At 32.8% G+C, this 14,587-nt stretch carries 11 protein-coding genes; all 11 read left to right on the forward strand.

Features of this window, described 5'->3' with window-relative positions:
• The first annotated feature begins 168 nt into the window (after window positions 1-168).
• The 11 genes from RR561_RS06910 (at window position 169) to RR561_RS06960 (ending at window position 13,776) form a co-directional block, all read left to right on the forward strand.
• The gene (locus RR561_RS06910) at window positions 169-1,773 is read left to right on the forward strand and encodes an NAD(P)/FAD-dependent oxidoreductase (protein ID WP_332506841.1); all 1,605 of its coding nucleotides are present in this window, start codon (window positions 169-171) and stop codon (window positions 1,771-1,773) included.
• 234 nt (window positions 1,774-2,007) lie between these two features.
• Window positions 2,008-3,354 carry a glucose-6-phosphate isomerase gene (locus RR561_RS06915; RefSeq protein ID WP_332506842.1) on the forward strand — a complete coding sequence of 449 codons (1,347 nt, stop codon included), beginning with the start codon at window positions 2,008-2,010 and terminating at the stop codon, window positions 3,352-3,354.
• A gap of 523 nt (window positions 3,355-3,877) precedes the next feature.
• A complete protein-coding gene (locus RR561_RS06920; RefSeq protein ID WP_332506843.1) occupies window positions 3,878-4,948 on the forward strand; it encodes a S1C family serine protease in 1,071 nt (356 codons plus the stop codon).
• Between the two features lie 251 nt (window positions 4,949-5,199).
• Window positions 5,200-5,421 (forward strand): DUF1659 domain-containing protein, encoded by a 222-nt coding sequence (locus RR561_RS06925; protein ID WP_332506844.1) that lies wholly within the window; start codon window positions 5,200-5,202, stop codon window positions 5,419-5,421.
• 364 nt (window positions 5,422-5,785) lie between these two features.
• Window positions 5,786-6,013: a DUF2922 domain-containing protein gene (locus RR561_RS06930; protein WP_332506846.1), complete on the forward strand. Its 228-nt coding sequence runs from the start codon at window positions 5,786-5,788 to the stop codon at window positions 6,011-6,013.
• 127 nt (window positions 6,014-6,140) lie between these two features.
• Window positions 6,141-6,287, forward strand: coding sequence for a YvrJ family protein (locus tag RR561_RS06935; RefSeq protein WP_332506848.1), 147 nt, complete (start codon window positions 6,141-6,143; stop codon window positions 6,285-6,287).
• A 62-nt stretch (window positions 6,288-6,349) separates the two neighbouring features.
• Window positions 6,350-7,177: a hypothetical protein gene (locus RR561_RS06940; protein WP_332506849.1), complete on the forward strand. Its 828-nt coding sequence runs from the start codon at window positions 6,350-6,352 to the stop codon at window positions 7,175-7,177.
• 370 nt (window positions 7,178-7,547) lie between these two features.
• The gene (locus RR561_RS06945) at window positions 7,548-9,950 is read left to right on the forward strand and encodes a cell wall-binding repeat-containing protein (RefSeq protein ID WP_332506850.1); all 2,403 of its coding nucleotides are present in this window, start codon (window positions 7,548-7,550) and stop codon (window positions 9,948-9,950) included.
• A 164-nt stretch (window positions 9,951-10,114) separates the two neighbouring features.
• Window positions 10,115-12,103, forward strand: coding sequence for a cell wall-binding repeat-containing protein (locus RR561_RS06950; RefSeq protein WP_332506853.1), 1,989 nt, complete (start codon window positions 10,115-10,117; stop codon window positions 12,101-12,103).
• Window positions 12,104-12,482: 379 nt separating this feature from the next.
• Window positions 12,483-13,124 carry a glycoside hydrolase family 25 protein gene (locus RR561_RS06955; protein ID WP_170062475.1) on the forward strand — a complete coding sequence of 214 codons (642 nt, stop codon included), beginning with the start codon at window positions 12,483-12,485 and terminating at the stop codon, window positions 13,122-13,124.
• 439 nt (window positions 13,125-13,563) lie between these two features.
• Window positions 13,564-13,776 (forward strand): helix-turn-helix domain-containing protein, encoded by a 213-nt coding sequence (locus RR561_RS06960; RefSeq protein ID WP_106777468.1) that lies wholly within the window; start codon window positions 13,564-13,566, stop codon window positions 13,774-13,776.
• The last annotated feature ends 811 nt before the right edge of the window (window positions 13,777-14,587 follow it).

Consider the following 14,587-nt stretch of genomic DNA (forward strand, 5'->3'; position numbering starts at 1 on the left):
ATATAAAAATAGCAATGATGTAAAGATAGTAAGGATATAGAGATAGTAGGTATATAAAAGATAGCAATGATATAAAGATGTAAAGATAGTAAGGTAGTAAAGTGAAACATACAGACAAAAACATAGTGTTAAGTAGAGAACATAAGGTTAAGTAGAGAAGGAGAAAATATGTTAAGAGTATCAAATATAAAGATAGATATAGACGATTCAATAGAGTTGGTTAGAGAAAAACTTTGTAAGAAGTTAAAGATAAAGGATAATGAAATTAAATATTACAGTATATACAAAGAATCAATAGATGCTAGAAAGAAAAATAGTAATATTAGCCTAGTATACACAGTAGATATAAAATTGAAAAATGAAAAAAGATTTATGAAGTTCAATCCTAAGGATTGCGTAGAAATCAAAACGAATAAGTATAGAGATATAAAGGTAGGTAGTGAAGCTTTAGAGCATAGACCAGTAATAATTGGTTCAGGTCCAGCAGGTTTATTTGCAGCATTACTACTAACACAGAGAGGCTACTCACCAATTTTATTGGAAAGAGGAGCAGATGTAGATACTAGAACTAATGATATAGACGAGTTCTGGAAGGATGGAAAGCTAAAGGCAAACTCCAATGTTCAGTTTGGAGAAGGAGGCGCAGGTACTTTCTCAGATGGAAAGCTAACTACAAGATTAAAGGATATAAGATGTGAGAAAGTTTTATCTGAATTTATAAATTTTGGAGCACCGGAAGATATCCAATACTCTCATAAACCACACGTTGGTACAGATATACTAAAGGGTGTCATTAAGAATATGAGAGAAGAAATGATCAGTCTTGGAGCAGAGGTAAGATTTAATTCTCAGGTAACAGATATACAGATTGAAGATGGCAAGGTAGTAGCGGTTGTAATCAACGATAATGAGGTACTTCCTACTCAACACGTAATATTAGCAATAGGACACAGTTCTAGAGATACATATAGAAGTCTATACAAAAGTGGTGTTGAAATGGAACAAAAACCTTTCGCAATGGGAGCTAGAATAGAGCATCCTCAGGAAATGATAAACAAAACACAGTATGGAAAATTTGCAGATCATCCAAAGCTAGGAGCAGCAGACTATAGATTGACAGCTCATGCAGATAACGGAAGAAGCGTGTATACATTCTGTATGTGTCCAGGTGGAAGTGTAATAGCCTCTGCTAGTACTGAGGGTCAGCTAGTAATTAATGGAATGAGCGAACATGCAAGAGACTTGGAAAATGCGAATAGTGGACTATTAGTAAATATAGAAACATCAGACTTTGAATCAGATAGTCCTTTAGCAGGTGTCGAATATCAGGAAAAATATGAAAAAATGGCATATGAATTAGGTGGAAAAAACTATAATGCACCAGTTCAGTTAGTTGGAGACTTCTTAGAAGGAAGGGCTTCTACATCTATCAAAACTGTAAATCCTTCATATAAGCCTGGAATAACTATGACTGATCTTTCTCTTTGTCTACCAGACTTTGTAGTGGAAGCAATGAGAGACGGAATAAGAAAGTTAGATCATAAGCTTCATGGATTTGCTATGGAAGATGCGGTATTAACTGGTATAGAAACTAGATCGTCTTCACCAATAAGAATAAAGAGAGATTATGAAACACTTGAATCAGTAAACGTAGGCAACTTATATCCTTGTGGAGAGGGTGCAGGATATGCTGGAGGCATAGTAACAGCAGCAGTTGACGGAATAAAGTGTGCAGAAAAGATAATAGAAAAGTTCTCTCCAAGAAATATTTAATAATACTGACAATTTTCAAAAAACTCCAAAAAATATCAAAAAGCACAGAAATTACAAATAAAAACTTCTAAAAAGTGTTATAATATACCTTAGACGGTCTTTAATTATGATATATTCACAATATACTGAATATATCAATAAAGTCTGTTAATGATGGGTAATAATAAGAAAGAAGACAATTTTGGTGCTATGTGATTATGGCAAAGATGAATCGATATGAGTAAGGAGAGTGTTATGAGTAATTTAAGATTTGATTTTAGTAAGGCAGAAACATTTGTTGAAAAGAGAGAAATTGAGGCAATGCAGCCATTCGTGAGTGTGGCACATAATTTACTTCATGAAGGCAAAGTTTTGGGAAATGATTTTTTAGGATGGATAAACCTTCCAGTAGATTATGACAAGAAAGAATTTGCAAGAATCAAAAAGTCAGCAGAAAAGATTAAGTCAGATTCAGATGTATTGGTAGTAATAGGTATAGGTGGCTCTTACCTAGGAGCAAAGGCTGCTTTGGAAATGTTTGGAAGTGCATTTAAGAACAATCTAAAGAAGGAAGATAGAAATGCTCCAGAAGTATATTTTGCAGGTAACAGTATTAGCTCATCATATCTGTTGGATCTAGTAGATGTAATAGGAGATAGAGATTACTCAGTTAATATAATCTCTAAATCAGGAACTACTACAGAGCCAGCTCTTGCATTTAGAATATTTAAGGAAAATCTAGAAGCAAAATATGGCAAGAAAGAAGCTGCAAAAAGAATATATGCTACAACTGATTCATCAAAGGGGGCACTGAGAACTCTAGCAAATGCTGAGGGCTATGAAACATTCGTCATTCCTGATGATGTCGGGGGAAGATTTTCGGTTCTTACAGCAGTAGGACTACTTCCAATAGCAGCGGCGGGCTTTGATATAGACTCTATGATGAAAGGCGCTGCAGATGCAAGGGAAGAGTACTCTACAGATGATCTATCAAAGAATGAAGCATATCAATATGCAGTAGCGAGAACTGTACTTCAAAGAAAAGGTAAAGAGACTGAACTAATGGTCAATTATGAACCACAGCTTCAGTACTTCTCAGAATGGTGGAAGCAGCTATTTGGAGAAAGTGAAGGAAAGGACAATAGAGGGATATTCCCTGCGTCTGTAAACTTCTCTACAGATCTACATTCCATGGGACAGTACATACAAGATGGTAGAAGATTTATATTTGAAACAGTAATCAATGTTGAAAAACCTAGAAGAGATCTTGAAATCAAACCAGATAAGGAAGACCTAGATGGGCTGAACTATCTTGCAGGTAGAACTGTAGACTATGTAAACCACAAAGCATTTGAAGGAACATTGCTAGCACATACTGATGGACAAGTTCCAAATCTAGTACTAAATGTCAAAGAACTAGACGAATATACATTTGGTCAGATGGTGTACTTCTTTGAGATAGCATGTGGTCTAAGTGGATGTATGTTGGGAGTAAATCCTTTCAATCAACCAGGGGTAGAGGCATATAAGAAGAATATGTTCGCTCTATTAGGCAAGCCAGGATATGAAGAAGAAAAGGCAAAGTTAGAAGCAAGATTATAATAGAGTAATAGAGTATATAATATGTTTAAAATATAAAAGCTTAACTTTATCTCATATCAAATGGATATCTTAAAGCTTAGAATGATTAGACATTGAATAAAATAAAACATTGAATAAAATAAAACAAAATAAGGCTTTGATTTATGTAAAAAATCAATTAGCTAAAATTACTATAAAATAATTATAATAAAAAATCTAATTAAGATGCATAATAAATTCTTAAAAATGAATTGATTTACAAATCAAAATTAGATTGAAAAAACAAAAGAATATGAAAGAAATAAAGGGGGGACTTATTGATTTAATAGGTCCCTTTTTCCTTTTAAAATATATTTTAAATTATAATAATATATTTTAAAGTACAAAGTAATGTAAATCCACTAAAAAACCATTTAAAAAGTGCTCAATTGTAGGGATAGTCTTAATTTATCCTAAAGATTTTTTTAAGTTTGTTTTAAGAAAATACTTATATAATCTAGATAATCTAAAAAAACAAAAACATATAAATGAAAGGATGAATTTAATGAAAACAAAAACGATAATAAGTGTGATAGTGGTAGCCTTGATATCATCAATAGCCAGCAGCGTTCTTACCTTTAATATGATGAAAGATAAACCTGCAAATGCAAAAGAGCAACAAAACAATGTAAAGATAGTAAACTCAGGTGAAACGAAGAATCAGAATGTATACCAGGCAGTGGCAGAGAAGGCATCTCCATCAGTGGTAGGTATAATATCAGAAACTATACAAGAAGACAACTTCTTCAATGTAAAGCAGACTGTACAGGGAAGTGGTACAGGATTTGTAGTAGACAAGAGAGGATACATCCTAACTAATGCTCACGTGGTCGGTGATGGTGCAGCAAAAAATGTTAAGGTAATATATGAAGAAGGTAAGTCAACAGTAGGAGATGTGGTTTGGCATGATACTACGCTTGATCTTGCTGTAGTAAAGGTAGACAAGAGAGGTCTAGTGCCAGCAGAACTAGGAAATAGTGATGAAGTCAAGGTAGGGGATATAGCAATAGCAATCGGTAATCCTCTAGGAACAGATCTGATGACTTCTGTAACACAGGGAATAGTAAGTGGTCTAAACAGAGACGTATCTACAGAAAACACTAACATGTCAGGACTAATACAGACAGATGCAAGTATCAACCCTGGAAATAGCGGAGGACCTCTACTAAATCAGGAAGGTCAAGTAATAGGTATAAACACTGTAAAGGCAAATGCAGACAACCTAGGATTCTCTATCCCAATAAACACTGCCAAGACAATAGTTCAAAAGGTAATAGAGAACAAAGACTACAAAAAGCCAGTACTAGGAATCACAGGACTAGATGTTAAGACATATGTATCTTATACTGGACAGGATCTAGGAGTAGAAAATGGAGTAGTAGTCAAATCAGTACAGAGCGGATCGATGGCTGAAAAGGCTGGAATCAAACCAGGAGATATAGTAGTCAATATAGACGGCAAGGACATCAAGAATATGGGTGACGTAAGTAAGAAGATGTACGAATACAATCAAGGCAAGGACTTCAAGATACAGGTAATGAGAGAATCCAAGAAGGTCAATCTCAAGATATCCTAGTATAAAGTCTATAGCTATTTGATCAAGCTACATAACATGGCAAATATCAACAAATAAATATAAAAATAATTTTAAAAAACAAGCATTTCAAACATTTTAGAAGCCAAATAATATTATTTGGCTTCTTTTTTATTTCCACATGCTTCGGTAATAGATCAGCTCCAAGCTAGATATAATAGTAATTGTAAGAAGGGTATCTTACAATCAAAAAAAAGCTGCAGCGAAAAACAAATTATAAGGAGGTAATAAGTATGGCAAAGCTAGAAGATAAGGAAATAACTTTAAAGATGGTATTTAGCAAGGGCGAGACAAATACTGGAAAGAGAAAATCAATAAGCCTATCAATTAAAAATATCAATAAAGGTGCAAGTGACGATGATATATATCAGTTGGCAAATGAATTGGCATCTTTACAAAGCCTTCCATTGATAGCTATACACAAGTTACAAAGCGAAATAGTAGTAGATGCATAAGTATTAGGGGATTAAAGTATATAAAACTATGAAAGCTTGCGTTTAGTAGAGGAGTATAAATAGATAGGATACATATCCGTCTAAATACATATATAAAAGATAACTATAGAGATAGTCTATCAATATATGAATATAATAGAAAAGTATAACCAAGCAAAAGTAAGTAAGTATCATAGTAAGAATCCGAAAAGTTGAATAATATATAGAAGGATAGAAGGAAATAAAAGATAAGAGTCCAAAATTCAAACAAATAGATAGTAAAACGATTGAATATAGAAAAAAATATGATATTTAATAAAAAAACGTCTAAAACTATTTAAAAATTTAGAAAATTGTATCATAATAAAAAGAAAGGATACACAATATGGAAAACGCAAAAACATTACAGCTAAAATTTAAAAGAATTGATCAGAAGAATTATAATTTAGTTCTTAAAAACCCTCGTGAAGATATTACAGAAGAGGAAATCAAAAAGATTATGAACATGATAATAGAAAAAAATATCATCAATCCATCTGGAATGAAGATAGAAGCAATAGAAGATGCAAGCATAGTAGATACTTCTGTAAAAAAGTTTAATCTTGGCTTATAGAAAATATAGACGAGTAAATCCGTAGTTTAGAGTCATTTAATAATAAAGATCAAAACAATAAAGATCAAAACAATAAAGATTAAAAATAAAACTCAAAACAGAATAATAGAGAAATGGGCGGTAAAATATGGATAGCAAAACTATAATATCTATAATACAAAACGTGGGATTTCCGATTACGATATCTGTTTACCTACTGGTGAGAATGGAGATGAAGATAGATCAATTGACAACATGTATATCTGACTTGGCAAGAATAATTGAGGCTAAATAATATAAAAAATAGTTTCTGGGGAGAGCGCATCTTCCCAGAGGCTTAACAACTTGGAGGTAATTATGACTTACACAAACAGCGCCTTAGAAAGCCTAGTAGAAAATAGTATACTAGAAGAACAGAGAGATTATAGCAAAGAAGACAAATTCATCACTAAAGACTCTATAGCCCAGATCATAGGTGATGTAGATATACTGAGAATATTGAGTATGCTGAGTCTCCTGGGTGGCAAGGTCATAAAAAACTACAAGAATATATCATCTAAAGACCCAGAAATAGTATTTAGAGATATACTCAATTCAGAGGCATTACTATCACAAAGAGAAACTGACAGTAGAAAAGTACTCAAAGAAGCTAAAAAATACTTCGGCAATCTAGAAATAATAGTACTATCTGTTATTAGATTCTCCAATCCGTCTCTAGAAGATGTCGCAGAAATCATTACAGCTGTACTTGGAGAATTCCAAGGGGGGAGAATATACATAGACAGTCAAAGGCAAATCAGACAAAACATATGTATGCACACAGCCAAAATGCTCAATGAAAAATATGACATGACAGACAAGGAAATAGCAGTACTGATAGAGAAATGTCCAGAACAAGTGAGAAGATACATCTCCAAGGTTCGAGACAATAAAGATCAGACATATCTGAGATTGTTTGCAGAGTTGGCAGAAATAATGGACGATCAACACAAAGAACTACTTGAAAAACAAGGAAACAAACTCTTTATAAGAAAAAAGAAAAACTCAAAAACTTATATAGTGATCGACCTTGATAAGAAAAAAGGTCAAAAAGGTAGAGAATATACTATGAGAGAAGAAGAAGTAGAAAAATACTTAAAAGACTACCAGAAAAAAAGAAAAAAAGAACTTAAGAAGAATGAATAATAAAGTTGCAATAAGCGAAAAAAGGTTAGAATTTAAATTGAAATTTAGATGAACTTTGAATTAAAGTTTAGAAAAACAACAAAAATAATGCTATCTCTAAAAATATTGCCAGAGATAGCATTTTTTTTGCGTAAAATGTTGAAATATTAATAATAGTAATGTATAATAAAGTACGGTTGAAGAAAAATATTGATAAAAAAAAGGCTAAAATACATGAAAAAGCACAATTTTTTCGAAAACCACTTGAAATTATTACAGTTTTGTAATAATATTAGAGTGTGAGAAGTGTAAAGGTTGTTTTGTCATTTGTACAAAACAATTAACGCGATTGAAATGTAATTGAATAATATGTTTGGGAGGAATGATAAAAATGAAGAAACAAATAGCTGTTTTAATGGCTGCTGCAACTGCAGTAACAACTGTTGCACCAGCAATAGCAAATGCCGATGTAACTAATCACGACGCATCTTCACAGAAGATAGTTGATGAGGCAAGAAAGGCACTAAATGATAAGTATGATAACAGTAAGGCTAATGGTATAACTATACCAACTGGTTCATCACTAGCAAAGGATTACTTAAATTCTAAGTATATGGTTCTTGTTAATGGTGCTACTCCAAAATCAATTGAAAGAGCAGGATTTAAATCTCTTGTAAATAGTGAATATGGAAAGTTTGAAGAATTTTCTATCGATGTAGTAGATGGTGAAAAGGCTATAACTAACAAGGCTATAACTAACAAGGCTACAGATTGGTATGTAGTAGATGATGCTACAAAGCTTTCTACACTTTTAGAATCAAACCTATCAGAAAATGTGAGAGTTTCTATAGTAGATAAGGGACATGATGATGGAAGCTCTATAAAGACTACTGATCAGAAACATTATGTTTCTACTATTAAGGATAGTGAAAATAAGAGTTTATATGAAAATGATCAAGAAGTATCTTTAACAGAAACTGCTAATAAGCTTTATAATATGGCAAGAAAAAATAATGAAGATAAGGCTACTTTTGTTGAATCAATGAAGCTAAATGGAAAAGATACAAAGTATGTTGATGACAAAAAACAAAAAGATGGCGCTAAAATTGAAGATGCTGTTACAAAGATAGAAGTTAAGCTTACAAGTGGTCAGGAATATACTCTTGATGTAAACGATATAGCTTTTGACCTTAAGAAGGGGCTTGACAAGGACGATAAGGAGTTCAGACTATTCAATGATAAGGATGAACCAATAGTTACTCAGGATGTTATGGACAAAATAACAAACTTCGAGACTATAGATAACAAGGATAATAAGGAAGTTGAGTTAGATATACCTAATGGAGATACTGATTCTTATAAACTACAGGATGTGACAGAAGAAGCACTTGAGCTTAGCAATATCTACACTAGAGAAGGTGGATACAATTCTGAAGGTAAGGATTTTGTTAATAGCATAATAAACGCTAAAGATAAACCTTATAAGTTTAATTTCAGAGGAGTTAACTATGTTCTTCAAACTTCAAATTCTGAAGATATATTGTTGAATACTGCTAAGATAGATAAAGATGGAAGTGGATACAAGCTTACATTTGATGTTAAGGTTAAGGATGCAAATGACGAAGCTATTAAGAAGACACTTCAATTTGTTATAAAGGGTGACAAACAAAGAGACCTATATGATGTACTTCGTGATTTAAAGGGAACTCAAGAAGTGGTATCAGGACATTTCAATAAGTTAGCAGGATCTAATAGATATGCTACTGCTATAGCTGTTTCTGAAGAACAGTTTGGTGCTGACGAGGCTGATTCAGTAGTAATAGTAGGTGGAAAGGCTCAGCTAGATGGTCTAGCAGCAGCTCCTCTAGCATCAGCTAAGAATGCTCCAATATTATTAGCTGATGAAAAAGATGGTTTAAGCAGTGCAACTCTTAAGGAAATAGATAGAGCTTGTGATGACTTAAACAGAAAGACTGTTTACATAGTAGGTGGAGAAAAATCTGTACCAGCTAAGGTTGTTAAGCAGTTAGAAGACAAGTTTAATGCTGTAGTTGTAAGGGTAAGTGGAAACGATAGAATGGCAACATCTCTTGAAGTGGCTAAAAGACTAAACTATGATGGTCAGGTTAATAATAGATTGTTTATAATTGGTAGAGATGGAGCTGCGGATGCGATGTCTGCTTCTGCAGTGGCTTCAAAGCCTTCTGAAAAGTCTTCTGAAAAGCCAAACGAAGAACCACAAGTGGCTGTTTTAAAGCAATCTAAGAATAAAGATGGTAAGGTTATGCAGGTGAGTCCTATATTAGTTGTTTCTCAGAATGGTATATCTAGATCTACTAGAGATTTCATAGAGAAAGATTTAGGTAACGTGAAAAATGCTTATTTAATAGGTGGAGAAAAATCTCTTTCAACTCAGGTAATGAAGGATGCAAATATTGTAGTTAAAAATATTTCAAGAGTTGCCGGAGTTAATAGATATGATACAAATGTAGAAGTTGTAAAAGAATTTTACAGAAATAATAACGATAAGAAAGATTCTGAAAAGATAACTGTTGACGGAGCTATCTTTGCTTCAGGAGAAAATGATTATCTAGTAGATGCTCAGACTTCAGGAGCATTTGCAGCTTCTATAGATGCACCAATAGTTCTTACTGGTAAGAAGTTAACTAATGACCAGGTAGACCTAATGAAGAAGGATGGTAGATTAGAAAATCAGAGAACTAATATCTATCAGGTAGGTGGAGTTGTATCTTCTGACGTTATGAAGGTTGTTGTTGATAAGCTAGACTTATAAGATTTACAATCTAATAGATTAGATATATACAATTAATAGATAAATTGGAGAGTGGGAGGTTTCTCACTCTCTTTTTTTAGAGAAATTTAATTAGATTTAATGACTATTGAAAAGTATAGACCAATTAGATATAATTGATATATAATGATTATGGAGGTAATGCAATGAAGTTAAAAAGCTTAAATAAAAAGATAATGGCTATGATGCTGAGTGCTACTTTTTTATTTACTTCTCTTCCAGCAGTTTCTTCTTTTGCTGATGAAGTATCTAATAATGATAATAAAGTAGTTCAGGCGGATAGAGAAAATAAAGAAGGTGAAGTTACGGATGGGGGAAATAAGGAAGTGGAGAAGGTATCTGATAATATTGATGTCAGCGTAGATGTTGATTATGATACGAAGACTCAAATGCCTGAGTCTAAGCCTCTAACAGTAAACTTAAAAAATGTACCATATTCTAGTGGAAAGGGCTACTTGATGCTAGATGTAGAGGAAAAGGTATGTAAGGACAGAAGCAAGAAAGATCCTTTATACGCAACTGTAGGTTCTACTAAGACATACTTATTAAATGATTATGCTAGATATGATGTTCCACACGATTCTGACAAGGCTACATATAGATTTTACATACCTTGTGACTTTGCTCAGCTATCTAATAATTCTTATATAAACATAGTAGACCCTAATAATGAATCAGCTTTTTCTGGTAAGTTTAATATGAGAGTATATGCATCTTTACTAGGGAAAAACACAATTGAACCAGCAAAGACAGTTGAAGATCTTTCTCAAAACAAAATCCATGCAACAGGAGATTATGAAGATGAGAAAATCTATGAAGGTTTTGTGTTTGGAAATATAGGTGGTGAAAAAATAGAGAAGTTATTTATTAGACCAGATGCTAGATCATCTAGAATTAGATTAAATCTAGGTGCTAGAGATGAAGATGGTTTCTCTTATAACAATGAGAATAAAAGTAATGATTTTTCAGTAAAATACTATAATACTCAGGAAACATATGATAAGATAAAGGCTCATGGTCTAAATAATAATAATGGAGATTCAAAGTATAACGATGACGAATATGTTGAAGAAGATATATCTGTAGACTCATCTAACTCAATCAGTCTTCCTTGGTTCCCTGATCATGGTATCATAGAGATTACTTTGAAGAATCCAAACAACTTTTTATTAAGATTGAGTGTAGAGCAAGAAAATGATTCTATTAATCTTCCAGACGGCAATACAGACAAGCCAGATACTGATAAGCCTGATATAGACAAGCCGATAGATTCTAAGGTTACTAGATACAGTGACGGCAACAGATACTCTACTGCTATCAAGCTAAGCAAAAAGGCTTATAATAAGTCTGATATAGCTGTAGTAGCTAGTGGTGAAAACTTTGCAGATGCTCTATCAGGTGGGGCTCTTGCAGCTATTCACGAGGCACCTCTTTTATTGGTAAGTGAAGGTTCAACTGCTGATGATGTCAAGGCTGAGCTAGATAGATTGAAGGTTGACAAGCTTTATATACTAGGTGGTACTAAGAGTATATCAAATAAGATAGAGTTCAAGTTATCTAAGAATAAGGACGACAAAAACAGAGAAGTAATCAGATTGAGCGGTTCAGATAGATACAAGACTTCTATGGAAGTATACAAGGAAGTCACTAGAGCTAGTGGAAGCAACGAATCTCCAGTATTAGTAAACGGAAAGCAGTTTGCTGATGCTCTATCTGCTGGTCCTATTGCAGCCAAGGATAAGAGAGCTATTGTTCTAACAGATGGACACAATGTTGATTCTAGAATAGACAAAAAGAGCGACAAGAATATAATAGTTGGTGGGTATACTTCTATGGACAATTCTTTTGCTGGATACAGATATTCTGGTCGTGATAGATATGAGACTTCTGCCAAGATTGCAAAGCATTTCAACAGTCCTAAGAATGCTCTTCTTGCAAGTGGTGAGAAGTATCCAGATGGTCTAGCTGCTATTACATTATACAATAAGTATGAGGGACCACTACTATTGACTCGTAAGGATAGCCTACCAAAGGATATCAAGAGCTATATATCTTCTAGTGATATAGAAAATGTATATATAATCGGTGGTACTGGCAGTGTATCAGAAAAGGTTGAGAATACATTTAAGAAGTAGTATTTAGATTTTTCAAGATAGATATCTTATAATTTGAATATATTTAAGGGAGTGTCATATGGCACTCTCTTTTTTTAATGTTAATATCAGTGTGTTGTTAATATCTGTATATATTAGATAGTATATGTGTTTGTAATATATAGATTTGTAATATATAGATCTGTTTCCTAGATGATAATATATTTTTATAGAGTTCTCTACTGGGGTTTTCTATTTTTTTTATATGGAAATCTTATTTTTGCTTTATTTTCAAAATATTTAGCTAGTTTCCACACTTTCCACATACTACGGTAAGATATTGTGGACAAAAAATATATAATGACCTTATCAAAAGTATTTTATGTGTATAAGTTTTACTTTAATTTTGGGAGGTAATTATATGGAAAGACTTGGTGTGGATGTTAGTAAGTACAATGGTATCTGTAATTTTGAATTGGCAAAGAAAAATGGTCTTGATTTTGTTATTATCAAGGCAGGTTCGGGCTATACTGGGGAAGATCCTAACTGGGTGAGAAATTACAACTCGGCTGTGAGGGCAAATTTAAATGTTGGTGCCTACTGGTATTGTTATGCATCTAATGTTTCTGAGGCTATCAAGGAGGCGGATATGTTTCTTTATTCTTTGGAGGGGATGAAGTTTTCTTATCCTGTTTATCTTGATTTGGAGAATTTTAGGTGTCAGGGAAGTTTGACTAATGGGCAAAGGACAGATATTGCTGTGGCATTTCTGGATAGGCTGGAGAGGGCTGGCTACTATGTGGGTCTATATACTATGAAGTACTGGCTAGATTCCAAGCTGGATATGTCTAGGCTTTCTAGATACGATCTGTGGATAGCTAGGTGGGAGTCCAAGTCTCACGCTTACAAGGGACTGGGCAATGTCTATGTCTGGCAGTACACAAACAAGGGAAAGATAGCAGGTATACCATCAACTAGTGAAGGTGGCGTGGATATGAATATATCTTATATAGATTACCCAGAGATAATAGTCAAGAAGGGATTTAATGGCAATAGTAAATAGTACTTGATTATCTTTGGATATGTTGGGAATGGGTGGTAAGCCTATAGAGTAAGTGCTTTGAAAGATTTATATTTTGTTGGCAGTAGGGATTTGCTGTGATCTTGTATGGCAAGTTTCTAGTTTTTATAAATTATATGATTGATTAGTAATAGCTGTTTGAAAGATTTGAAAGCAAGGTGATTTATAATTAATATGCTCAATGGTTTTAAGATTGACTGTTGGGCATATATTATTTTTTGACTTTAGTTTTGGGAGTTTTACTCAAGCTATTTTTGTATTTCATTATGTTTTGCATAAAATATATTACTTAATATTGAATTAATTTATCAAAATAGAATTTATTATCTAGAAAGTGATATATAAAGTGATATATAAAGCTTTCTAGATAGAATGATAACGAGGTATTGGATAAAAATAAGAGATGTTAGGGGGCAGGGAGATGTCTATAGTGGTAAATTTAGATGTTATGCTGGCTAAAAGAAAAAAGACTTTGAAGGAGCTCTCGGAAGCGATAGGAATCAGCAGTACGAATCTATCAATACTAAAAACTGGAAAATCTAAGGGAGTTAGGTTCTCTACTTTGAATAGCATTTGTAAATATCTTGAGTGTAGTCCGGGTGATATTTTAGAGTATTGTGAAGATGAAGAGTAGTGAAAGAACAATTAAAATAAAAGGCTAGCTAGGAAAAAGTTTATGCAGGGCTATTGAATAGAAATTGCGTACGGCTGTTGAATAGGAAATAAAGATATAGTATAAAGTCAGCAAGTGTAGGAAAATCTATGTGGGTTATCAAACAGATAGTATGGACACAGTAAAAATTAGTAAATGTAGGAAAATCTATGTTGGGTTATCAAACGTAAAACAATGATACAGTAGAAAATCAGTAAATATGATACAATCTGCTATAAGTTAGTGAGCAGAAATCAAGAATATTATAAAGCTATAGAGTTATGAGTGTTATAAAAATATATTCATAGTGTGGGAAAATCGTTATACAGTAGTACCCAAAAAGTATAGGAGAATTAGAGGATGGAGATTTTTACAATAATATTTTCATATATGGTATAAGCTTCTTAAATAGCTTATTTAAAGCTTTTTTAGTGTGTTGACTTTCTATTAAGGTCTTATAAATTGATCTATTTTATAAAAAATCAAACTAAAATATAGAAAAAGCATTGACAATATAATTATAAGGTGGTATATTATTACTTGTCCTTAAGAAAAGGGCGCTAACAATTTTAAAAAGATTAAATACTTAATAAAAATAAAATTTAAAAAAAGTATTGACAAAAGCTTTTAAAAATGTTACTATAATTAAGTCGTCGAAACACGACACACAATGAACTTTGAAAATTGAACAGCAGGTTAATTCAATAAAGCTTTTTAAATAAAGCATTTGAAATTAACTGTTTAAACAAGCAAACTTGTTTAAACCACAAACAAACCAAGCCAGATATTTCGA

Source organism: Peptostreptococcus sp., assembly GCF_036639115.1.
Taxonomy (GTDB): domain Bacteria; phylum Bacillota; class Clostridia; order Peptostreptococcales; family Peptostreptococcaceae; genus Peptostreptococcus.